Genomic DNA, 23,559 nt, shown 5'->3' on the forward strand with positions numbered 1-23,559 from the left:
GGTCCGGCGCGGCGGGTCGATGCGCCTTCCGGGAATAACTCCGCCAAGTGCGGAAATTTTCTCCGTCAGGTTTCCGGGGGTGCGGGAGATCTACGTCCATCCGGCCCCCGTTCGCGCCGGAGCCCAAACCCATACCCCCGCCATCGCATGCGACCTCTCCGAAAACTTCCGTTCCTCGCGACCGTCCTGGTCGCAACCTATACCGCCCACGCGGACACCCGTACCTGGCAGACCGCCGGCACCACCGATACCTGGAGCACCGCCGCCGGGGATACCAACTGGTTCATCGATGCCGACACCACGCTCTCGCCGTGGGTGGATGCGAATGCCGCCGTTTTCGATGCCGCCACCGGGGAGACCGTCACCAAGACCGGCACGCTGCTCCCCACCAACGTCACCATCGGCGCGAACAACGGCAGTTGGGCCTTTTCCGGCGCAGGCACCATCGGCGGCACCGCCTCCGTGTTGAAGACCGGCACCGGATCGCTTTCCCTCACCACGGACAATGCGTTCAGCGGCGGCCTCACGATCTCGCAGGGCACCGTCAACTTCTCCACCGCCAATGCGACCGGCACCGGCACGGTCACTCTGAACGACGCGAACACCGGCAGCACGAACACCTCGTTGCTCGGCAGCATCGGCACCGCCCGTGCCATCACCGTGGCGAACGCTGGCACCGGTACCACCACCATCGGCACGACCTCCGGCGGAGCCGTCGCTTACAGCGGCGCGATCACGCTGAACAAGGCCGTCACCTTCCAATCGTCCACCACCGACCGCACCGACTTCAGCGGCGCAATGAGCGGCGCGGGTGACATCACCATCACCGCGGGCGTCGCCAACGGCCGTACCATCTTCAACGGCACCGCGAAGACGGCGACCGGCAACGTCACCATCACCTCCGGAGCCAATCTCCAGCTCAGCGATGGCACCGCCACCGCCAACAGCTTCATCGGAGATGCCTCGCTGGTCACGGTCAACACCGGCGGCTTGTTCCGCATCGCCAAGGGCGGCAACAACGAAACCATCGGCGGCCTCACGGGAGGCGGCAAGGTGCAGGCCTTTTTCAGCAACAACACGCTCACCATCGGCGGCACCGGCACCAATACCTTCACCGGCGAACTGGAAAACAACAGCGGCACCCTCTCGCTCACCAAGTCCGGCACCGGCACCCAGACGCTGGGCGGCACCGGCACCAGCAACTTCTCCGGCAACGTCGCGATCAACGGCGGCATCCTCAAGCTGGCGAAGTCCACCGCACTCGGCGCGACCAACACCGCCGTGACCAAGACCACCGTGGCCGCAGGCGCGACCCTCGATGTCAACGGCACCAACGACAGCAACTACGGAGTGACCATCGCAGGCACCGGCACCAGCGGCCAGGGCGCGCTGGTCAATACCGGTGCCAACACCGGCGCGGGCAACATCCAGACGCCGAACATCGCGCTGTCCGCCCATGCGACCATCGGCGGCACCGGAAACTTCTACATGATCGCCTCCGGATACGGGGCGAATACGCTCACGCTGAACAACAACACGCTCACCAAGGCGGGCACCAACACCTTCTTCCTCACCAACACCACCGTCACGGCGGGCACCATCGCCATCACCGGCGGCGGCATTTCCCAGAACCGTGCGTCGAACGGCAGCGCCGCCGCCTTCACCCTGGACAACACGGCGGGCGTTTCGCTGGCCCTCGGCGGTTATGATCTTTCGGTGGGTTCGCTGGCAGGTGGCGGAGCCACCGGTGGCAATGTGAATCTCGGCGGCAATACGCTGACGGCCGGCGCGCTTGGCACTTCGACGTCTTTCGCAGGCGCGATCAGCGGCACCGGTGGTCTCACCAAGGCTGGCGCGGGCACGCTCACGCTGGCGGGCACGAATACCTGGAGCGGTGCCACCACCATCAATGCGGGCACGCTGCAAGCGGGCTCGACGGGCGCGGTCGGTTCAAGCTCCGCCGTCACCCTCGCGAACGTCGCGGGAGCCACGCTCGATCTCAATGGCTTCCCGCTGCAAGTCGGTTCGCTCGCCGGAGGCGGCGCAACCGGCGGCACGGTCACGAACAGCAGCGGCACGCCAGCCGTTCTCACCACCGGTGGCCTCAATGCCTCACCCACGTTTGCAGGCACGATCACCGGCGCGGCGCTCGGCCTCACCAAGACCGGCACCGGCACTCTCACTCTTTCCGGCACGAACACGTATGGCGGAGCCACCACGATCAACGGTGGCAAGCTGCTCGTCACCGGCGCGCTGGCTTCCGGTGGAAACATCTCGGTGGGCAATGGCGCGATCTTCGCAGGCAGCGGTTCCGCAGGCGCAGTCACGGTGGCGGCTGGAGGCACCCTTGAAGCCGGAGCTTCCGGCACGGGTTCGCTGTCACTCGCTTCGCTGTCGTTCAGTGATGCGGCCACCGTGAACGTCGGCACGCTCACCGGCTACACCTCCACGGCCGCCATCAACGTGAGCGGCACGGCCACGACCTCCGTCACACCGGCTGCGGTGGTGCTCAATCTTCCCACCAGCGGCGTCGCTTCCGGCACCTACCATCTGATCTCTCATGCCAACGCGCTGGCGGACCTCTCCGCCTTCACGCTCGGCACCGTGCCCACCCTCAGCAACCGCCAGAGCGGCATGCTCGTGAACAACACGGGCTCCATCGATTACGTGGTCGCCGGTGATACTCCGAAGTGGACCGGCCTGGATGGCCCGGACTGGGTCGTGGGCGGCACGGTTCCACTGCACAACTGGAAACTCATCAGCGCGGGAACAGCCACTGACTATATCGAAGGCGACCTGGTGCTGTTCGATGACACCGCTTCCAACAAGAACGTGCGGATTTCGATCGCAGACATCTCACCCGCCGCGGTGACGTTCAACAACTCCGCGGGCAACGACTACGTGCTCAGCGGCACGGACTACACCACCGGCATGGAGATGTGGGGCATCACCGGAGGCACCACGCTCACCAAGAGCGGCACCGGCGCGCTGACCCTCACCGGACGCAATACCTTCACCGGCGGCATCACCTTGTCGGGAGGCACGATCAACGCGAACCATCCTTCCGCGCTGGGCGCCGGTCCGCTGAACTTCGCCGGTGGTGCGATCGACAACACCACCGGAGCTCCCCTAGCGCTCACCACCGGCAATGCCTTGCAAGGCGGTGACATCGTCTTCACCGGCAGCAATGATCTCACTCTGGATGGCCCGCTGGCGATGACCATCAACCGGCAGGCGGTGGTGAATGGCGGCACGCTCACCTTGGGTGGCGTGGTCAGCGGCACCGGTTTCAGCCTGACCAAAGCGGGTGCGGGAACGCTGGTGCTCTCCGGCACGAACACCCACACCGGCGGCACCATCGTGGCGGCGGGAACACTGCGCCCCACCGCGAATGCGGCGTTCGGCACGGGTGCTCTCACCCTGAACGGCGGCACCCTTGATCCGAATGCGCTTACCATCACCACCCCCATCACCATGGGTGCGGGTGGAGGCACGATCGCAGGCCATGGCACCTTGGGCAGCGTGATCTCCGGCAGCGGCGCGCTTTCGCTGGCGTCCGATGGCACGCTGGTTCTTAGCGCGATCAACACCTACTCCGGCGGCACGACTGTGACTTCCGGCACCGTGACGCTTTCTGGTTTCGCCGGATTCGGCAACGGCAATGCCTCCATTGGCTCGGGAAGCCTGACCATCCAGTCCGGAGCAACGGTGACCACCACCAGCTTCTTCACGATCGACGCCAACAACACCGCCACCACCCGCACCGTGAACGTGGCCGGCACCCTGAATCTCGCGGGCAGCGAATACATCCGCACCTTCAACCTGACCGGCGGCACCCTCAACGCCCCGAACTCCGGCACGGAATACCTGCGCGCTCCGGCTACCGGCCTTGCGATCAACTCGCTGGCATCCGCCACCACCTCGACGCTCACCAACCGTCTCGACCTGACCTTCAGCCCGCTGGTGGCGGATACCGCGAATGGAGCGGCGGCGGTGGATCTGGCCATCACCGGTCCGGTCACGGAAAACACCGGAGCTGGCAGCGGTGCGAAAACGATCACGAAAAACGGCACCGGCACACTGCTGCTCTCCGGAGCCAACGCCTACTCCGGCGGCACAACCGTCAATGCTGGCACCTTGCTGGTGAACAATGCCACCGGCTCGGGCACCGGCAGCGGTGCGGTGACGATCGCCAGCGGAGCCGCCCTCGGTGGCACCGGCACGCTTTCCGGTGCGGTCACCGTGAATGGCACGCTCGCGCCGGGCCAGGGCCTGGGTGGCATTTCCACCGGAGCACTCACGCTTGCGGCGGGTTCCAATACCTCCCTTGAAGTGGACACGACCGCGGTCACCTCGGACGTGGCCCATGTCACCGGCAATGTCACGCTCGGTGGCACGCTCAACCTGACCGACCTCGCACCGGGCACTCTGGCCAATACCGCGAAGCTCACGCTGTTCACCTACACCGGCACGCTCACCGGCACCTTCGCCGGACTGGCGGAGGGCGCGACGGTGAATGTCAGCGGCAATCCGCTCTTCATCCACTATCACGATGGCAATGCCGTGACGCTGTCGATGGGCGATGCCTACACCAACTGGGCCTCCGCCCGCGGCCTGGCCGGCCCGGACGCCGCCCGCGATGCGGATCCGGATCATGATGGCGTGAAAAACGCGCTGGAGTTCCTCTTCGGCAGCGAACCGAATCCCGCGACTGCCGGAGCCGGCTCCCTCGCTTCACTGCCGGCCATCACCACGGATGCCACCATGCTGCACTTCACCTACCGCCGCACGGCTGCTTCGGTGGGCGTGGTTTCACCGGTGGTGCAATACGGTTCCAATCTCATCGGCTGGACGAGTGCCGTAGACGGGTCCAATGGCGTGACGGTGCAGGTGGTCACCGATGGCTTCGGAACCGGCGTGGATCGGGTAACGGTGAACATCCCGCTCGCGCTCGCCAGCGGCGGCAAACTCTTCGCCCGCCTGACCGCACCGAATCCCTGACTCCCTTTTCCTGGGTACATGCAATGCTAGCGCGGCCGGGTGGTTCTGCCATCCGGCCGTGCTATTTGGGCATCCGGGAACTACAATCTGGAGGAATTCATCAATCTCCAGTCGCCTTGGTCCTCCGGGCAATCACCGGGGCCGTTCACCAACAACCAGCTCATCGAGCTGGTACACATCGGGTGCGGGTGAAGACGGCGGGGAATCCGTAGCAGCGCCAAGCTGAGCTTGGCGTGCTGCTGGCGGAGCTTTTCGAAAAAGAGGCTGCCGTGATCCTCTCCCCACACGCGAAGCCAAGCTTCGCGCTACCACCGCATCCCCGCTGACACGGGGATGCGGATGAAACACGTGCCTCAGGCCACGGTGAGCTTCACCGGGATATTGTTGCGCGTGGCATTCGAATATGGGCAGACGATGTGCGCCTTCTGGACGAGGTCTTCCAGCAAAGCGCGGTCGGTGCCTTCGGACTTGATCGTCAGTTCGACATCCAGGCCGAAGCCGCCGCCGTCGTCGCGCTTGCCGATGCCGACCTGCGCGGTGACGGTGGTTTCCGCCGGGAGGTGGATCTTCGCCTGACCCGCCACGAAGCGCAGCGCGCCGAGAAAGCAGGCCGAGTAGCCGGTGGCGAAAAGCTGCTCCGGATTGGTGCCTTCGCCGCCGGGGCCGCCGAGTTCCTTCGGGATCGAAAGCTGCACGTCGACCTTGCCGTCGGAGGTGGAGGATGTTCCATCGCGACCGCCGCCGGTGGCGGTCGCCTGGGCTGTGTAGAGAACTTGCATGGGATGACAGGGGTTGGATTGTTAGATAGAAGACATGGCAAGGTATCGTGACGAGTCCCCAGCCATGCTCAGGGATCTAACTCCGGAGAGCGTCCAGTCAAGTCCGGGAGGCAACCTCACTCACCCGTCACCAACGCAAAAACGCGCCCCGGAGCTCCGGAGCGCGTCTTGTGAAATCAATGGCTGGAAGACCGTTCAGAACGGGATGTCGTCCTCGTCGTGGTAGTCCTCTACCGGAGCGGCGGAGCCACCCTGCGGAGGGCCGGAGCGCTGCGGAGGGCCGCCTGCGGGGCGGGAGTAGCCGCCATTGCCCTGCGGGGCGTGGCTTGCGCCGGACGGCGGGCCACCGGGGCCACTCTTGCCATCGGGAAGGAATTGCAGGTTCTCGGCGACGACCTTCAGCTTGCTGCGCTTCTGGCCGGTGGCCTTGTCCTCCCAGGTGTCCATCTGCAGGCGGCCTTCGATGAAGCAGCCGCGGCCCTTGGTGAGGTACTGCTGGGCCAGCTCGGCCTGGCGTCCCCAGAGGGTGATGTCCACGTAGGTGGTTTCTTCCTGGCGCTGGTTCTGTTCGTTGGTCCAGACCCGGTTGATCGCCAGGGCGATGTCCGCCACGGCGGTGCCCTTCGGCGTGTAGCGGAGCTCCGGATCGCGGGTCAGATTCCCCAGCAGGAGAACTTTGTTCAAATTGGCCATGTGAGCGTAAACCTACGGAGAAAATCCGGGTTGCAGCAAGACGGATCATCGCTCCGAAGAGCGAAGCCGGATCAAGCGACGCGCTGGTAGTGCTGGACGTGCACCTTGGAGTTCAGCGTGAGGCGGGCCTGGATCTTGGAGATGGCGGCCGGCTCGGCGGTGAAGACGTAGGTCACGTAGTGGCCGGCATCGAGATGCTTGGACTCGTAGGCGAACTTGCGGCGGCCGATCTGCTTGATCTCGCCGACCTTGGCGCCTTCGGTTTCGAGTTCCTTGGCGACGCTGGCGACGGTTTCATCGACGCTGCCTTCGACACCCTTGGTGTTGAGGATGATCAGGCCTTCGTATTTGCGGCTCATGGTGATGGAGGTGTGTTGGAGCGGGTGTTGAAGCGGTTCGCCGCTGAGGCGACGCCTTGGGAGCGCGCAACCTGTACGGCCTCAACGGCGGAATCAAGCGTGTTTTCCAGAAGCGGCCGCTCTTCCAGCCGGAAATTCCCCAACACGTGTCCGACCATCTCCCCCTGCTCGCTGCCGCCGATGCCGAATTTCAGCCGCGGGAACGCGTCCGTGCCCAGTTGCTGGATCAGCGAGCGGATGCCGTTGTGGCCGCCGTGGGAGCCCTTTTCGCGAAAACGCAGGGTGCCCAGCGGGATCGCGGCATCGTCATAGACCACCAGGATGCGATCCGGCGTCCACTTGTGGAAAGCCAGGATCTGTTGCACCGGCCGGCCGCTGAGGTTCATGAAGGACTGCGGCTTCAGCAGCAGGGTGCCGTCCGGGAGCTTTGCCAGATGGCTCTGCCACTTCGGCTTGCTTTCGAAGGCAACGCCGGATTTCGCCGCCAGGCGGTCCAATACCATGAAGCCGACATTGTGCCGGGTGCCTTCATACTGCCGCCCGGGGTTGCCGAGGCCTACGATGAGGGTGAAGGGGTCCAAATGGAGAAAAACGGGAATAGAGGTTCAGCCGCAAAAAGGCGCAAAGAGAACGCAAAAACAAGACCGGTCCCCCCGGTGCTGAAAACAAAAACGCCCGGACCGCGTGGGCGACCCGGGCGTTTTCGGAAAGATCAGTTGGCTCAGGCGGCCGGGGTCTCTTCGAGACCGGCACCCGGGACGCCCACGTGGGCGACGACCACATCACCACCGTGGGTGGCCTTCACGCCCTTCGGCAGGCCAAGCTCGGAGATGTGGAGGGAAGCGCCGACTCCGAGAGCGGTCACGTCCACCTCGATGGTGTCCGGGAGGTCGTTCGGCAGGCAGACGATTTCGAGGGTGTGGATGTACTGCTCCACCACGCCACCGGCCTTCACGCCAGCCGGCTCACCATTGAGGTGCACCGGGATGTGGGCGGTGATTTCGGTCTTCTCGTCGATGGCGAGGAAGTCAGCGTGCAGGGCGGCGCCGGAGATGGCGTCGTGCTGGATCGACTGGAGGAAAGCGAGGCGGACACCCTGACCCTCGACATCGAGGTTGATCAGGATGTTGTCCGAGGTGCTGTGGGCGAGAAGCTCGGCAAAGGTCTTTGCGTCGACCTTGAGGTTCACGTTCTCGGTGTTGCGTCCGTAGATGACGGACGGCAGCCAGCCCTCTTTGCGCATCTGGTTGAGACGGCCGGAGCCGGTGCGCGCGCGCGGGGCGGCTTTGAGTGTCTGCTTGGTGGCCATGACAGGAAGTGGTGGATGTTGCGGGATGCGCCGGAGGTTCCAACCCCCGGACCGGGGGGCGGTCTGTATCCGGGGATCGCGGGTTTGTCAAAATTTTGTTGCGCGAAGCAGCTTTTGATCTCTGGAGGATGGATTTTTTATTCCGGATCCGAACTGGCCGCCACCAACCGGAATTCGATCACGCCGTCCCCGGTCAACCGGGCCTCCAGCGTGCCACCGAGGAGGCCCGCCGTTTCCCGGGCCAGTGCCAGTCCCAGCCCGTGGCGGCGGCCATCGCTGCGGGCGGCATCCTTTTTCCAGAATCGCTCGAAGAGATTCGGCAGATCCACCGCGGTCAGGCCGGGAGCGGCGTTTGCAAAGCGGATGGAGAGCGCATCCGCGGTGATCCGGACCATGGAATCCACCAGGGCATGGTGGACGGCGTTTCCGATCAGGTTGGTGAAAATCAAATCCAGCAGCACGGGATCGCTTTCCCAAACCAAGCCCGCCGGAATCTCCCTTTGGCAGGTGATGCCGCGTCCTCCGGCAGCCGCGGCATGGCGCTGCCACACCACATCCACCAAAGCCGGAATCCCCACCGGCTCACGCCGCACCAGACGACCCGGCTCCTCGGAACGGGCCAATTCCAGCAACCGCAGGGCCAGTGATTCCATCCGACCGCTCACCGTCCGCACCTCCTGCCACCCGGCAGCCTGTTCGTCCGCGGTTTCCGGCGGAGCCATCAGATTCACCTCCGCCAGCGCCCGCAGTTCCGCCAGAGGGGTCCGTAATTCGTGGGCGACGTTCGCGGTGAAGCTCTTTTCCCGCTCGAACACGGCTGCGAGACGCTCCAGCAGCTCGTTCAACCGACCCGCGATCGGTTGCAGCTCGGCAGGCAGCGGCTCCACCGGGAATCGTGTGGCCAGCGAACTGGCGGTGACACCGGAAATCTCCGTCACCAGCTCATCCAGCGGCCGCAGGCCGCGCCGCACGCCCCATATCAGAAGCCCCGCCATGCCCGCAAGGGTCACTCCTCCGGCGATCCACAGCGAATTCCTTAGCTCACGCAGCGTGTGCTCCAGTGGCGTGCGCACCCGCCCCACCACCAGCAAGGCCTCCCGGCCCGGATGCCCGGACTCCTCCTCATGCTCATGCCCGGCCTCAAGACGGTAGCCGATGCAGCGCAGCTTCCGTCCATCGCCCAGCTTGGTTTCGAAATAGACCGGCTCCTTCGTGGTTCCTCCCGCCATGGGCAGGGTCTCCTTCCCCAGCGAGAGGGAGCGCCGGATCTCCTGCCCGTCCGCACGGCGCAACAGGAATACCGTATTGCCGCGGCGGACATTGAACTGCGGCATCTCATCCACGTCCGAGTCCATCTTCAGCGTCTCGCCCTTCTCCTCCACGAAGGCCTGGAGCGATTGGGCGGTGAGTCGCAGCGCCGCATCGAATTCTTCCGTCAATGCCCGCCGCATCTGCCAGTGGAAGGCGACTCCCGCCAACCCGAGAAGGACGATGCCGCCGAGCAGCAACCGCAGCGTGAGGGTTCCCTTCAGAGAGTTCATGGCGCGCTCAACACGTAGCCCAAGCCGCGGCGGGTGTGGATGAAGCCGCTGCCGATTTTACGACGCAAACCGTAGATGGCGGTGTCCACCACATTGCTCATCGGCTCCACCTTGTCATCGTAGATCTGCTCCTCGATCTCGGAACGCGGCACCACCTGGTCGCGGCGGCGCGCGAGGCACTCGAGGAGTTTCCACTCGCGGGCGGTCAACTCCACCGCAGCGCCATGAAGCGTCACGCGCCGGGCGGCGAAATCCAGCTCCAGCGGCCCCAGTGCGAGCACCGGCTGGGTCATGCCGTGGCGGCGGCGGCCGAGCGCCTCGACCCGCGCGAGCAATTCCTGCAACGCAAACGGCTTCACCAGATAATCATCCGCCCCCTCGCGCAATCCGCGCACGCGATCCTCGATCGTATCCCGGGCGGTCAACAACAGCACATGAGCCTGACCGCCGTCCTTCCGGAGATGCCGCAACAGCGAAAGGCCGTCCATTTCCGGCATCATCACGTCCAGCACGATCACGTCGTAATCGTGCGTCAGCGAGGCCTCCAGCCCCTCCCGGCCGTTCGCCGCCACATCCACCGTGTGGCCGTGGTGCTCCAGCGCCCGGCGCACGGACCGGCGCAGGCTTTCGGAATCTTCGGCGTAGAGAACTCTCACGATGCGGAAATACAGGGCGCGAGCCCATCCTGCCGGAAAGCGGGATGGGGCCGCAATATCATCAAGCGATGCGGGGCTTACTTCCCACCTTGCTCCTCGTGATCGTCGTCGTCCTTCTCTTCGTTTTCCTCCTTCTCCTTGCCCTTGGTTTCGCGGGCGATCTCCTTGCCGGAGGCGTCGAACTTCACCTCGACCTCACCGGCCGCGGTTTCGATCTCGGCTTCATAGACGGTGGTTCCCTTCTCGGTGACCTTTTCCACCTTCTCGACCTTGCCTCCGGCGGCGACGGTCTTGATGGCGGCCTGTACTGGTGCGGGAGCGGCATCGGCGGCGATCACCTCCTCCTGGGAAAGGACAGTGCCATCGGCTCCGACGGTGATCTCGTGTTTGTGGCCGGCAGCGGACCACTTCGCCTCAAAGGCGTCGACGCCGTCTTCCTTCTCGGCCTTGATCTGGACCGGCTCGTTGCCAGCGGCGGCGCGGATCGCGGCGGCGACCTTGGCGGGCACCTGATCGAGTGCGAGGCCCTTCTTCTCTTCCTTGGCGGAAAGGATCACCGGCAGGGCGAGACCGGCGAGGATCAGGATGGTTGCGGATTTCTTCATCATGGCGATGTGGATGCGTTTGTGATTTGGCGCGATCCGGATCACTCCGGACCGCACGCACACCCTGCCACCGCCCGCATGATGGAATCATGACGCGGGAGAAATAATTCTCCGGCGCGGCATCAAACCGCCGCCGCCAGCACTTCCTTCGCAGCGCGTTCGCCGGATTCGACGCCGCCGTTCATGAAACCACCGAAATCCGGACTGGTATGCTCGCCAGCGAAGACCAGCGCGCCGCCCAGTTCCTGCGTGGCGGAGGCCGCATAGGCCCAGGTGTATTGACCCACCAGTGTGGCGCTGTAGCTACCTCGGTTCCATTTCACTTTCGGCCAGTTCATCACCGCGCGGTTGCCGTCCCATTGACCCGCGAGGGCCGGGAACACTTTCTCCGCCTCGCCGGGGAAGGCCTTGAGGCGCTCGGCGGTCCAATTCGCCGCCGGAGTGCCGCCGATGAAGTTCGTGAGGATACCGGAGCGGCCTTTCTGACCGCGGCTGGTTTCCCAAAACTGCTGGAACGGCAGGTCGGACACCACCGAGCCGTTGCAATAAAAGTCCCGGCCGCCGCTTTCCTGACGCCAGACGCGCTCCTTCACGCCCCACATCACCTTCACGTTCGCGCCATAGCCGAAGGTGTGAATCGCGCGTTTCTTCTCCGCGCTCAGGCCGAGCGAATCAATGCCCTCCACGTGCCTCAGCACCGTGAACGGGATCGCGCAGATCACATGAGCCGCGTCTTTCACCACGCGCTGGCTGCCGTGGCGGAAGGTGAGGCGCAGCCCGGTCTTCGTGCGCGCAACGGCGGAGAGCTCATGCTCGGAGAACGTCCGCACCTTGCGCTGGATCCTGCCATACACGGCGGTCGGCACGCGGTCGTTGCCGCCTTCGATGCGCATCGATTCATCGCTGGTGCCGAACATCTCGAAACCCTCCTTGGTATCGGTGCCGATGAAGTTCACCAGGTTCAGCGCGCTCTGATGGACGGTGTCCACGCCGTATTCGCAGCAGTAGGCCACATCCAGCATCTCGATGAGCCAGGCCGGGGTATCGTGTCGGGAACCCGCGAGATAGCTCTTCAGGTTGATGCCATCGAGCCGCTTCGCCTTCGCAGTGTATTCCTCCTGCGCATCGGTGAGGCCTTCCGCATCCGCGGCGATGCGCTTCGCCATCGGCTGGAAAGCCGGGATCAGGTCGCGGTCGGTGAAAATTTTCCCGCCGATGTGGTAGAAATCGAGGCCCTTCTCGCCCTTCTTGAGCGGCTGGGTGGAAATGCCGCACTCCTTGGCCAGCTTGATCAACGCCTCATGGTTGGTGTCCACCAGTTCGCCGCCGAGCTCGCAGAACATCCCATCGCGGTTGAAATCGCGCTTGGTGAACATCCGGCCGCCGAAACGCGGCGAGGCCTCGTAGAGTTCGCAATCAACGCCCTGCTGCATCAATCGCAGCGCCGCCGTCAGCCCCGCGATCCCGCCGCCTACGATCACCACCGGTCCACGCAGATTCTTCCCGGCGGGCGGAACGGTGACGCAGCCGGAAAGGGCACCGGCCATCCCCGCCGCACCGAGGGTCTGGAGAAACCCACGGCGGGACCAGTTGCCCTCCCCGGTCGCATTGGCCACATGGGCCTCGCGGAGACAATCGATCAGGGAACGGAAAAGCGGGACACGACCACGGTTCATGATGGTGCGGACTCCATCACATATCTCATTTCCCTAACAGGAAATTCCGTAGTAGCGCGAAGGTCCTCCTTCGCGTGCTGGAAGAGCGCATTCCAGATGATGGGCACCCTCTTCTCAAAAGCTCCGCAAGAAGCACGCCAAGCAGAGCTTGGCTCTACTCGGCGCGACAACTCCGCGATCGTATGGCAAGTGACTCAGATCTCGAACAACGAGGTCACCGACTGCCCGCCGCTGATGCGGCGGATTGCCTCACCCAGCAGCGGGGCAATGCCGACGGCCTTCACCTTCGGCCCTTCGGCCTGCGGCACGGAGTCGGTGGTGATCACTTCCTCGATCACGGAATCGCGGATGCGGTCGTGGCCCAGTTCGCCAAGGACGGCGTGGGAAACGCCGGCGAACACGCGCTTGGCCCCGTTCTTCTGGAGAATCTCGGCGGCGGCGGTAAGCGTGCCGGCGGTTTCCGTCATGTCATCCACCAGCAGCACGTCTCGCCCCTCCACCTCGCCGATCACATTCATCGCCTCCACGCGGGTGGCGGAGATGCGGTGCTTCGCCACGATCGCGAGATCGGCACCGAGGGCGTCCGCATAGGCGCGGGCCATCTTCACGCCGCCCACGTCCGGGGACACGACGGTGAGATTGGAAGTGTCCGGATGACGCTCGCGGAGGTAGCCGATGAGCGCGGACTTCGCGTACAGATGATCCACCGGAATGTCGAAGAAGCCCTGGATCTGCGGCGCATGGAGATCCATGGTCAGCACCCGGTTCACGCCGGCGGAGGTGAGCAGGTTCGCCACCAACTTCGCGGTGATCGGCACGCGCGGCTGGTCCTTCCGGTCCTGGCGGGCGTAGCCGAAAAAGGGCATCACGGCGGTGATCCGCTCCGCGCTGGCGCGGCGGGCGGCGTCCACCATGATCAGCAGTTCCATGATGTTGTGGTTCGTCGGCGGGCAGGACGGCTGGATGATGAAGACGTCCTCTCCACGGATGTTCTCGTTGATTTTGACGAAAGTTTCACCGTCCGGAAAGGCGGTAACATGAACATCGGCAAGAGGTTGTCCGAGGACGTCTGCGATGCGTTCTGCAAGGGCCCGGTGGGCGGTTCCACTGATGATTTTCATGGGACGGAGCTGCGGCGGCGATTGTTGACAGCGGGGGGCGGGTCGGCAACTCTTTGCAACGCCACGGCGAAAATGAGTTCGCCGACCTCCGACCATGAACCCGAGCGAAGAAGGTTCCCTCACGCCCGCGACACAGCCCGAAAGCCGGGACAACGTGATCGCCTGGGTGGGTTTGGCCTTGGTGATCGGGTTCTTTTACTTCGGCCTCCATCACTACGGGCCGGGCCGGGCGGAGTTCGTGGTGCAGACATGGACTCGTGCTTGGAACAAAGAGAGCGATTTCGAACACGGTGTCATCTTCCCCTTCCTCCTGGCCGGACTGCTGTTCTGGCGGCGGAAGGAAATCCTCGCTGCCCGCGGACCGGGTGAATGGCTCGGTTTGATCCCGGCGGTTTTCGGCGCGCTGCTGTTCCTGCTTTCCTACCGCACCATCCAGTGGCGCGTGGCCATCATCGGCCTGCCCTTCCTGCTCACCGGCTCCGTGTGGTACCTGTGGGGTCGCCGTGCCGCCTGGCTGCTGGCGTTTCCGCTGTTCCTGATCTGGCTGGCCATTCCGGTGGGATTCCTGCAGCAGGCCACCGGCGGTCTCCAGCTCATCGCCACCCGGCTCGCCCATGTGGGAGCCTCGCTGTTCGGCGTGCCCACCACGATCATGGGCAACAAACTGATCATGGCGGATGGCGCGGGCTTCGATGTCGATGAAGGTTGCTCCGGCATCCGTTCGCTGTGGGCGCTGATGCTCATCGCCGCCGCCTGGACCTACGTCGCCCGCATTCCGCTGTGGAAGCGGGTGCTGTTGTTCCTCAGCGCCTTCCCCATCGCCATCATCGGCAATGCCCTGCGGCTCATTTCGATTTTCATCATCGCCAAATTCAGCGGCACCCATTTCGCCGGAGGCACGTGGCATGATTGGTCGCCGCTGGTGTTCTTCTATCCCTTCTCCCTGTTCCTGCTGCTGACCGTCCACTCGATTCTCGAAGGCGGTCTGCCATGGAGGAAGCATAACCGCCGCGAGGTCCGCCGTACCGTGGTGACCCGCAATACCGTCGCGAGAACCCAGACGCCATGATCCGCCCTCTGATTCTCCCGGTCGTGCTCGCCGCTTTGATGAGCGGAATCTTCTTCCTGCCCACCTCGGGCACGGTGGCGGAGTCTGCGATTTCCTTGAAGCTGCCCGCCGGCATGGACGACTGGGACTTCAACATCATCCAGGCCAGCCAGAAGGAAGTGGATATTCTCGCGAAGGATACCGACTTCAGCAAAGCCGTCTGTGTCGCCCCCGTTCCGAACGCCTACACCAATCAGGGCGATCCGATCGACCAGCGCGTCGATCTCTCCATCGTGCTTTCGGGTTCCGACATCAACAACTCGATCCACCGCCCGGAACGCTGCATGCCCGCCCAGGGCCACCAGATCTACGAGGCGAAGTCCGACGTGCTCACGACTCCGGGCGGCCGCACCCTGCCGGTGCGTGAACTGGCCTCGGTGCAGAATCTTCCGCTGGATGAAAAGGGGGAGAAGAGCGTCTCCTTCCACTGCGTCACCTACTACTTCTTCGTCGGTCAGAATGAGATCACCGAAGACCACCTGAAGCGCACGCTCATCGACATGCGTGATCGCGTCCTCCATGGCCAGGACCAGCGCTGGGCCTACGTTTCGGTATCGATGTGGTTCAGCGAGGAAGGGAAGTCCAACGGCTTCCGCGATCCGAGCGGACGGGCGGTCGTGTTTCCTTCACGGGAAGACGCGGAAAAGAAAATCCGCCAGTTCCTGGGGAAGCTGGCGGATCGCAACATCAACTGGCAACAGATCGCCAGCCGCTGAATTCAGCGGAAATGTTCAGGGAGACGGCGGCACCGCATCCGGGGCCGGAGTGTAGCGGGCGTCCTCCAGCCACTTGATGAAGTTCCTCACGCGCGCGAGTTCGATTCCTTCCGGCGACTGCTCGGGGAACCAGCAATGCTTCAGGCTGACCTCCATCTGGTTCCTGGCTTCGATCGCCCACGCCAGTGCCTCAGCCGTCCGGCGGGCGTGAAACAAGGCATTGGCCTGCCGGAATGAATGGCTGCCGTAGGCAAAACGGGCACGATAATAGATCTCCCGGAGATCCAACAGCGGCAGCAGCACCCGGTATTGCTCCTCGGCGGCGGGAAACTGGCCGAACTCATCCAGCACGCGGGCCATGCTGAGACGGGCCGCGTAATCGTGGGGATTCCGGCTGACCGCGATCTGCAAGTGCCGGTAGGCCTTGTCCGCCCACTCGCCGGAAGCGGGTGGAGCTTCCGATTCCGACATCCTGGCCGCCATCCCCGCCGCATCACGATCCAAGCGGGAGTCCGGTCGGATTTCCGCCGCCCGTGACAGCGCGGCGTAACGGACGGGCACGATATTCACCAGCCCATCGGAGCCCGGCCGGGCCGAGATCCACCAAGCCGCGGCATCCCGCCAGCCCAAAGTCACCAGGCCCACAGCCAGACCACAGGCCACCCATGGAGCCGGGCGCATCCACGGAGAGGGCCGGGTGCCGGGTTTGGAAAAGGGCCAGGGCTGGGCCACCACGATGCCAATCAAAAGCCCCAGCACGATCACATCGGGAGCCATGTGGAACACGAAGCTGAACATGCTCTGCCCGAGCACCGCCACGATCGCCGCCATTGCCCCGATCGTCAGCCCGGCATCCGGCCCCGGGCTATCCTTCTCCGGTTCCACGGCCAACACCAGCAGACCACGGAGGCCCACCAGCACCAGCATTGCCACGACCACCGCCAATCCGATCCAGCCGTAGTCCGTAGCCGTTTGCAGCAACTCGTTGTGGACGAAATCAATGTCTCCGGACCCCACCCATAGTTGCTGCGGATCCCAGTGCTTGAAAACCTCATAGGAGAACGACCGGCTGCCGCCCCCGGTGGAAGGCTGGTTGGAGGCGATGTCGATCGCCATGGAGGCGAAATTCAACCGGCCGCTGTCATCCAGCATCCTCGCGCTGTTCGCCGCGACCCCGCGGTGAGCGAGCATCTGTCTGGCCAGATGCCACCCGCCGAAACCCAGCAAGGGCAACGCCACCACGACACCCACCACCGCCAGACCGAAGGATTTCGCCCGGCGGCGCTTCAAATCCAGCAACCAGCCGATCAGCAGGACCAGCAGCCCGGCCGCCGAGGCGATCCAAGCTCCACGGCTGTTGCTGAGGGCGATTCCGCCTGCACAGGCAAGGGCAACCACCGCCCAAGCGATGCGAATCCGCCGACCGCTTCCGCCAACCAGTGCGCGACCGCACGCCACGAATCCGGCAGCGAGCAGGAAGTTCGCGAAGTGGTTGTAATGAGCATAAAAGCCCGAGGGATAGGAAGCGGTCTTCCGGCCTGCGAAAAACGGTGTGAATCCCGGATCGTGCCACTGGACCAGCGCCACCACGAGATTCGCCATGGCGAGCACGGCCAGGCCTACCACCATCACCCCATGGCTCCGGCGGTTTGCCAGCCATCCCGCCCAAAAGCATCCCGCCACACCGCAACCGATCAGCAGCAGATCGCTGCGACCGAAGTCGATCACCGGGGAAGTCGCCGCGCGCCACGCCGCGTATCCCACGGCTCCAAACACCAGGAGTGCCAGGAACACCGGCCGCTTGGAGGAAGGCAGGGCAAAGGCACCGGTCACCAACGCCGGAGCCAGCATCAGCAGAACCATCCCCGGAGCCGTGGGCTCCAGTGAAGGAGCGAACGCCAATGCCACGGCCAGCGCCAGGGACAGCAAAATGGCTGAGATCACACCGGATTTCATGCGTCTTGCACGGTTTCCGACCAATATCCTTTCACCGGATGAATCCGCCACGCGCCTTCCTGACGGTAGGACTCGAAATCAGCGGGCGTCTTGAGAATCTCCGGAGCCATGAAGCGGTCGCGGCCATCCATCGGCCGCACCCGGAAACCCAGATGATGCGCGGCGGTCGGCAGCATCAGTTCCAGATAAATCCGCAACGGAGGATTCAAGGCCGCCACGGCCTCGAACGCCGCCCGCGTCCAGAAGGAGCCGCACCCCAGCATGGACAGCACCACCGCGGAGTACTCCCGGCAGGAAATGTCCTGCCAATAGCTCAGGAATGCCGGATCGTGGGCATGGAAGGTATAGTGGGGATGGCCGGTGCCATCCACGCGGTTCAGCCGATGGCCGGCGACATCCGCATTTTCCCGGACAAGCAGGTCCAACAGCCGGGCATTGAGGCCCGGGTGAAGGGGGATCTCGTCATACTCCGCCACATGCACGTGACTGGCGCCCAGCTCACGGATCACGGGCAGGACCGCTTGGAACACCCCCAGATAACTCTGGCGCTCGCGGGGGTGGTCCTTCGTCCGCAGCCAGGGGTCATCGACGAAAACCGCATGATCCACTCCCAGCTTGGAATAGTTCTCGGGAGTGCCCCCATATGCCACCACGATGGCGTGATCGGGATCTCCATTCTTCCAGTACGCGCACATGCGCCGCACGGCCTCGGGAGACTCGTGGGTCAGCAACACGGTCGCAACAAGCGGGGCTCGGTCCATCAATCGGGAAGTTTGCGGGGAAAGTCCGGCTGCTCCGGGCGGGTGAATCCAAGGCTCTGGCGCCAATAACGGACCCGGTCCTGGGTGCGGAACACCGGCTTCAGGGGCATGCCGCCGGTGAAGCCGATCACATGGATCCGGCCTCGCCACACGAGGATGATCGCCCGGCCGAGCAATTCGCCCGTGACTTCGTCACGAACCGGAGATCCGAACCGGCTGATCCAGAAGCTTCCGATATGACGGAGGAGGTTTCGCATGTTGGATGACGGTACGGCGTTACTTGGCTCCCTTCGCCAGCAGCACCGCGGGGATCGTCTGGGCGAGGATCTTGATGTCCAACCATAACGACCAGTTGTCAATGTACTGAAGATCAAGTTTCACCCATTCATCAAAGCTGGTGATCTCATTGCGGCCGCTCACCTGCCAGATGCAGGTGAGGCCGGGCTTCACGCTCAGCTTCCGGCGGTGGGCGGAGTTTTCGATCTTGGGCAGCTCGTACATGGCCATCGGCCGCGGCCCCACCAGGCTCATTTCCCCGCGCGCGACGTTGATGAACTGCGGCAGCTCATCGATGGAGTACTTCCGGAGCAAACGTCCGACCGGGAAAATCCGCGGATCGTTCTCAAGCTTGAAGACCGGGCCGGACATCTGGTTGCCGGACTGCTGCTTGAGCTCTTCCAGCTTGCGATCCGCATCCGGAATCATCGTGCGAAACTTCCACATCCGGAACGGCTTGCCATAACGGCCCGCGCGCTCCTGGAAATAGAACACGGGGCCCGGACTCTGGATCTTGATCGCGATCGCGACCACCAGCCAGAGCGGCGCGGTCAGGATCAGGAGAAACACGGCACCCAGCCAATCCAGAACGCCCTTTGCCAGCAGTTCCCACGACAGATCGGGAGTGGAACGCAACACCAGCAGCGGACGGCCGCCGATCATGTCGAAGGTCGGCCGGGCCACCTGGGTCTGGATGAAACTCGCCGCCACCCAGGCCTCGATGCCCCGCGATTCGCAAATCTCGATGGCGGTGCCCAGTTTGTCGAAAGCGGTGCTCTTGGCCGCAAACACCACGCGCTCCACCGCCTCATCCTCCAGCAGGCGCTGGAAACCTTTCCAGTCGTCGGTCGTCAGGTCATGGCGGCCGACGATGCGCCATAGCACCGACTCATCCTCCGGCACCTCGCGCAACCACTGGTCGATGTCGGCGGGCGAGCCGGCGAGCACGATCGATTCCTTCCGATCCTCCGCCACACTCGCATGGCGCGCATGGTTGGACACCAGCCACGCGCGCGTCATGAGGAACAGTACCGCCAGCGGAATCGCCATCGCGAGGACCGCACGGCTGGAAGCATTGAAGCGGAAGAACACCACCATCACCGAGATCGCGATGGCGAGGATGGTAAAGGCCTTGATGACCTGCCACAGCGCGGGACCGAAGCGCTGGCGCACCGGACTGCGGTAGAACCCGAACAACTCCAAGGCCAGAGGCGCGAACGGCACGACGATGAAGAGCAGCCAGGTAATTTCCTTCAGTCCCGAGACATCGTTCTTGGAAACATGCACGCCGATTCGGTCCAGCCAGTCGATCAGCGGCTCGCGCAGGAGCGCGCCGACCGCGAATGCCGCCCAGATCAGCATCGCATCGACGAGCTGCAGCACCTGGATTGAAAAAGACTGACGGCGGTTGGCTGGCATGTCTGAAAAGGAATCGGACCGGCTGGTTGTTCCACATCGGCTCTCCGGGATCAATCCCGGGGGCGTGCCAAGGCGGCTTTGATGGAAGCCGCAGCCCTTTGGCCTTGGGAAGCGGCACTATAGTGGATGGAGAATTGCAGGATGCGCTCCTCCGGGACCCGTTCGAGGGGAGATCGCAAGGCAGCGGACAGGATCGCGCGGAAATTCTCCGGGTCCAGAGGATCGAAAAGCAAGCCGGTGTCCGGCAGGCACAGGTCCGCGGAGGCCCCGTTGTACATCGAGAACAACTGGGGCAAACCCGCCACCAGCGTTTCGAGCGTGGCCAAGGGCCAGTTGTCATCGAGGGTAGGCAGCATCGCCCAATCGGCGGCGGCAAAGTAGCGCGGCAACTCGTGGTGCTGGACGAATCCCGGCATCACCACACGGATGCCCGGGTTTTTGGCCGCCCATTCCTCCAGTTTGGCCCGATGCTCGCCATCTCCCAGCGCCAGAATGGAAAATTCCGGGCAATCCGGCTCACGTGCCACCGCCTCCACCGCCTCCGCCATCTGCAAGACCCCCTTGCGCGCCGAAAGGCTGCCGGAAAACAGGAATACCCTCCCCTTCAGACCCAGCTCCATCCGCGTTTCATCCCGGCGCTCGCGCCAGTGGGTCACATCCGCCTGCCATTCGAGGGTGTCGATGCCGGTCATCCCCTCATCGATTTCCGAAGATGCCGCTCCATAGGACTCCAGCAAGCGGCTGGACTCGGGGCCGTTCGACCAAAAACGGGCGGTCCGGCTCACGATCAACTGGCGGACCAGTCTCTTGAAAAGGCCCACATGCCCTTCGGTGTGGCAGGTACCCTCGGAATACACCAGCACGGGAACCCGGTGGAGCCAGCCATACAACAGCGACCACAAGGTGCGGAAACCGTACTCCGCGGTCACCACCACCTGCGGATCCGCAGCGGACAGGACACCGTAGGTCTTCTCGGAGAAATGGAACTGCCGGGGTTCCGTGTAGTGGACATCCTCCCGGTGCCGCTTGTAGATGAACGAACGGCAGTTCTGGATGACCGTGCGGAAGCGGTGTCCGTCCGCACTGGCCTGCCAGCCGCGGTTGAACTCGGAAAGCGTGTCCAGCACCACGGTCAGATCCACGTGGCGCGCGATCTCATTGTAGAATCCGATCCGGTACGGCGGCAGCATATTGGTAACCAATGCGACACGCGTCCGGTCAGTAAGGGATGACGGATTCATGGGGGATCAGGAATGGAAGACGACGAGCTTCCGGAAGACGAAATTGGCAAGGGTCGACACCGCGATCACACCCAGTTTGACCCAAAAATCGTTGGCGTGGGAGTACGTGATCAGGTACCACGCCGCCGATTGTCCCGCCACGAAGCTGGCGGCGGCAGCGGCGGTGAACAGGGCGAATTCCTTCCGTGGAGCATGCCTGCCCGCCACGAAGACCCAGCGCCGGTTGGTCTCGTAAGTGAAGGCATTGGTCGGGATGAAGCCGACGGCGATTTCCACCAGATTCCAGAGCAACCGGTGCTCGTCGTAGGACGCGCCCAGCTTCATGGCGATCCAGCGGAACAAGGCGCACGCCGCGAAGAACACGAAAACCGAGGTTCCGCCGATGGCGAGGTACTTGGTGAACTGCCAGCTACCCCGCGCCTCCGGCTTCATCACGGTGGCGAGGGCGGTCCGCCAGCCACGCTCCCGCGCATCCGAAATCAGCGCCGCGGTGTCCCGCAGCGCATCGAAGGGATAGCGGGCGAGACTTTTCATGCGTCCGTATCGTATTTGCCGGTGCAGGTTTCCACGAGCTGCCGCATCACGGCGAACAGCCCGCCGAAGCCTTTGATCTTGGTCGGCGTCTTGCCGGTGGCCGGATAGACGCGCGACACCGGAGTCTCGATCACCCGATAGCCGAACGCCGCCGCCTTGATCGCCAGGTGATAGTGCAACTGGTAGCGGTCGAAGCATGGCCGGAACACGCCGATCTCCGGGTCTGTTAGAAGACGGCGGCTGTAGGCGCGGAAGCCATTGGTCGTATCCGTATAGCGGAAGCCCGCGGCCAGTGAAATGAGCGGCGCATGGAGAACGTTCACCGCGAGATAGCGGCTGAGAGGCGTGTTCTCATGATGGCCGCCCGGGATGAAGCGGCTGCCCTGGACATGGTCGAAACCGTTCTCCAACAGCTCCACCATGCTCGGAATCGCATCGAGCCCGTCCTTGCCATTGCCATCGATGACGATCACGCCGTCGTAGCCCTCGGCGAGGCAGTAGTCGAAGGCCATCCTCATCTGCGCGCTGAGCTTGCCCGGGCCGCGCTTCACCAGCAGTGCCTTCGCACCCGCTTCCTGCATCAAGGCCCCATCGAGCGAACCATCGGTGCTGCCGCCATCGGCGACGATCACATCCACCAGTGGCGCGTGCTCCGCCATCGCGCGCACCTGCTTGCGGATCTTTTCGCCCTCGTTGATCACGAACACGCAGATCGCCCATTGCTTCGCACGCGGTCTTTCCCACGCCACTTCATAACGCGGGCTGCGGACATCGTCTCCTCTCAGGATGGTTTCCACGTTCACGATGCCACCTCCTCCTTCGATTCCTTCACGATGCTGCTCTGCACGGTGTCCTCCAAAAGGACCGAGCTGTTCGCCTCATGGCCGATGAAGTAGAGCGGGCGGCTGCGCACCTCGCCGAGGATCGTTCCCACGTATTCACTGAGCACGGCGAGGATCAGGCAGATGAAAAAGAACATGCCGCTCTGCTGGAGGGACAGGGTCGTCCAGCCGGCCGCAACGTTCTGCTTCACCAGGTAGATCCCGACCACATAGCAGGCATAGATGAGGTTGAGTCCCGCACCGGCCAGCCCCGCCAGCGTCACCACCCGCAGCGGATGCCGGGTATTGGCCGCCAGCAGATCGATGGCGGTGGCGGTCTCGGTGGCGAACGATCCGGCTTTCGGCTGATCGAGCCGCTCGACGCGGCGATATGGAAAGAACTCGTGATGGTAACCCAGCGTGAGCGTCAGCACGCGCAGGTAACGGCTCTGGACGCGCACCTGCAACAGTGCGTTCACCGCCTGGCGGCTCATCGCACGGAAATCCTCGGCACCGCGCTTCAATTCGACGCCGAGACGCCGGTTGCAGTAGCGCCGGAACAAATTGCCGAGAAACTCACGCACACCGGAGCGCAGCCGCGGATTCAATGCCACGCCGTGGACGATCCCTCCGTTGGTACGACAGACGGTCACCAGTTCGGGAATCGCTTCCACGGGATCTCCCGTGGGATCGAGCGTCACCACATAGTCACCGATGGCCGACTCGATGCCGGCGGACAGGGCCACCTCCCGGCCGAAGGAGCGGGAGAGACGCAGGTAACGCACCCGCGGAATGTCCCTGAGCAGACGCTCCGCGGTCTGCCGCGTGTCATCGGAGGAACCGTCATCCACGAGGATGATTTCGAAAAAACGGTAGTGTCCCTCCATCACGCGGGAGAGATCGGTTAGAAAAGGCGCGAGGATGGCCCCGTCGTTGTCGAGGGGCGCCACCACGCTGATGACGGTATGCGGGTCCATGTGGGGAGAC

The 23,559-nt window shown here is 63.9% G+C and carries 22 protein-coding genes; 4 read left to right on the forward strand and 18 right to left on the reverse strand.

The window, feature by feature from the left end:
- Positions 1–147 precede the first annotated feature (147 nt).
- Positions 148–5,001 (forward strand): beta strand repeat-containing protein, encoded by a 4,854-nt coding sequence (locus KBB96_RS15105; protein ID WP_211630295.1) that lies wholly within the window; start codon positions 148–150, stop codon positions 4,999–5,001.
- A 39-nt stretch (positions 5,002–5,040) separates the two neighbouring features.
- The gene (locus KBB96_RS15110; protein ID WP_211630296.1) at positions 5,041–5,193 is read left to right on the forward strand and encodes a hypothetical protein; all 153 of its coding nucleotides are present in this window, start codon (positions 5,041–5,043) and stop codon (positions 5,191–5,193) included.
- A gap of 161 nt (positions 5,194–5,354) precedes the next feature.
- Here KBB96_RS15110 and KBB96_RS15115 read toward each other — a convergent pair whose 3' ends face one another.
- The 10 genes from KBB96_RS15115 to KBB96_RS15160 form a co-directional block, all read right to left on the reverse strand.
- Positions 5,355–5,780, reverse strand: a complete 426-nt coding sequence (locus tag KBB96_RS15115; protein ID WP_211630297.1) for an organic hydroperoxide resistance protein — start codon at positions 5,778–5,780, stop codon at positions 5,355–5,357.
- Between the two features lie 195 nt (positions 5,781–5,975).
- Entirely contained in the window at positions 5,976–6,473 is a 498-nt protein-coding gene (locus tag KBB96_RS15120; protein WP_211630298.1) for a single-stranded DNA-binding protein, read from the reverse strand.
- A 71-nt stretch (positions 6,474–6,544) separates the two neighbouring features.
- On the reverse strand, positions 6,545–6,832 hold the full coding sequence (gene rpsF / locus KBB96_RS15125) for a 30S ribosomal protein S6 (protein ID WP_211630299.1): 288 nt from the start codon (positions 6,830–6,832) through the stop codon (positions 6,545–6,547).
- The gene (pth, locus tag KBB96_RS15130) at positions 6,829–7,413 is read right to left on the reverse strand and encodes an aminoacyl-tRNA hydrolase (protein WP_211630300.1); all 585 of its coding nucleotides are present in this window, start codon (positions 7,411–7,413) and stop codon (positions 6,829–6,831) included. The genes rpsF and pth overlap by 4 nt, the downstream gene beginning before the upstream one ends.
- A 140-nt stretch (positions 7,414–7,553) precedes the next feature.
- Positions 7,554–8,141, reverse strand: coding sequence for a 50S ribosomal protein L25 (locus KBB96_RS15135; protein ID WP_211630301.1), 588 nt, complete (start codon positions 8,139–8,141; stop codon positions 7,554–7,556).
- Between the two features lie 137 nt (positions 8,142–8,278).
- On the reverse strand, positions 8,279–9,682 hold the full coding sequence (locus KBB96_RS15140) for an ATP-binding protein (RefSeq protein WP_211630302.1): 1,404 nt from the start codon (positions 9,680–9,682) through the stop codon (positions 8,279–8,281).
- Positions 9,679–10,338, reverse strand: a complete 660-nt coding sequence (locus KBB96_RS15145) for a response regulator transcription factor (RefSeq protein WP_211630304.1) — start codon at positions 10,336–10,338, stop codon at positions 9,679–9,681. Before KBB96_RS15145 ends, KBB96_RS15140 begins: the two co-directional genes overlap by 4 nt.
- A 77-nt stretch (positions 10,339–10,415) precedes the next feature.
- Entirely contained in the window at positions 10,416–10,946 is a 531-nt protein-coding gene (locus tag KBB96_RS15150; RefSeq protein WP_211630306.1) for a PepSY domain-containing protein, read from the reverse strand.
- A 119-nt stretch (positions 10,947–11,065) separates the two neighbouring features.
- Positions 11,066–12,619, reverse strand: a complete 1,554-nt coding sequence (locus KBB96_RS15155) for a flavin monoamine oxidase family protein (protein WP_211630307.1) — start codon at positions 12,617–12,619, stop codon at positions 11,066–11,068.
- 194 nt (positions 12,620–12,813) lie between these two features.
- Positions 12,814–13,740: a ribose-phosphate diphosphokinase gene (locus tag KBB96_RS15160; RefSeq protein WP_211630308.1), complete on the reverse strand. Its 927-nt coding sequence runs from the start codon at positions 13,738–13,740 to the stop codon at positions 12,814–12,816.
- 94 nt (positions 13,741–13,834) lie between these two features.
- Here KBB96_RS15160 and KBB96_RS15165 point away from each other — a divergent pair, with 94 nt between their 5' ends.
- Positions 13,835–14,809 (forward strand): exosortase/archaeosortase family protein, encoded by a 975-nt coding sequence (locus tag KBB96_RS15165; protein WP_211630310.1) that lies wholly within the window; start codon positions 13,835–13,837, stop codon positions 14,807–14,809.
- Positions 14,806–15,564 (forward strand): exosortase-associated EpsI family protein, encoded by a 759-nt coding sequence (locus tag KBB96_RS15170; protein ID WP_211630311.1) that lies wholly within the window; start codon positions 14,806–14,808, stop codon positions 15,562–15,564. The genes KBB96_RS15165 and KBB96_RS15170 overlap by 4 nt, the downstream gene beginning before the upstream one ends.
- A 15-nt stretch (positions 15,565–15,579) precedes the next feature.
- Here the strand turns inward: KBB96_RS15170 and KBB96_RS15175 are convergent, their stop codons facing one another.
- From KBB96_RS15175 to KBB96_RS15210, 8 genes are read right to left on the reverse strand one after another with little or no spacing between them, the layout of a single operon-like run.
- Positions 15,580–17,520, reverse strand: a complete 1,941-nt coding sequence (locus KBB96_RS15175) for an O-antigen ligase family protein (RefSeq protein ID WP_211630312.1) — start codon at positions 17,518–17,520, stop codon at positions 15,580–15,582.
- Positions 17,517–18,281 carry a hypothetical protein gene (locus KBB96_RS15180; RefSeq protein ID WP_211630314.1) on the reverse strand — a complete coding sequence of 255 codons (765 nt, stop codon included), beginning with the start codon at positions 18,279–18,281 and terminating at the stop codon, positions 17,517–17,519. Before KBB96_RS15180 ends, KBB96_RS15175 begins: the two co-directional genes overlap by 4 nt.
- Positions 18,281–18,538: a hypothetical protein gene (locus KBB96_RS15185; protein WP_211630315.1), complete on the reverse strand. Its 258-nt coding sequence runs from the start codon at positions 18,536–18,538 to the stop codon at positions 18,281–18,283. Before KBB96_RS15185 ends, KBB96_RS15180 begins: the two co-directional genes overlap by 1 nt.
- A gap of 19 nt (positions 18,539–18,557) precedes the next feature.
- Positions 18,558–19,976, reverse strand: a complete 1,419-nt coding sequence (locus KBB96_RS15190; protein ID WP_211630316.1) for a sugar transferase — start codon at positions 19,974–19,976, stop codon at positions 18,558–18,560.
- Between the two features lie 50 nt (positions 19,977–20,026).
- On the reverse strand, positions 20,027–21,217 hold the full coding sequence (locus tag KBB96_RS15195; protein ID WP_211630317.1) for a glycosyltransferase family 4 protein: 1,191 nt from the start codon (positions 21,215–21,217) through the stop codon (positions 20,027–20,029).
- Between the two features lie 6 nt (positions 21,218–21,223).
- On the reverse strand, positions 21,224–21,751 hold the full coding sequence (locus KBB96_RS15200) for a GtrA family protein (protein WP_211630319.1): 528 nt from the start codon (positions 21,749–21,751) through the stop codon (positions 21,224–21,226).
- Positions 21,748–22,548, reverse strand: a complete 801-nt coding sequence (locus tag KBB96_RS15205; protein ID WP_211630320.1) for a glycosyltransferase family 2 protein — start codon at positions 22,546–22,548, stop codon at positions 21,748–21,750. The genes KBB96_RS15200 and KBB96_RS15205 overlap by 4 nt, the downstream gene beginning before the upstream one ends.
- 2 nt (positions 22,549–22,550) lie before the next feature.
- On the reverse strand, positions 22,551–23,549 hold the full coding sequence (locus KBB96_RS15210; protein WP_211630321.1) for a glycosyltransferase: 999 nt from the start codon (positions 23,547–23,549) through the stop codon (positions 22,551–22,553).
- Positions 23,550–23,559: the final 10 nt, after the last annotated feature.

It is taken from the genome of Luteolibacter ambystomatis, from assembly GCF_018137965.1.
Taxonomy (GTDB): Bacteria; Verrucomicrobiota; Verrucomicrobiia; order Verrucomicrobiales; family Akkermansiaceae; genus Luteolibacter; species Luteolibacter ambystomatis.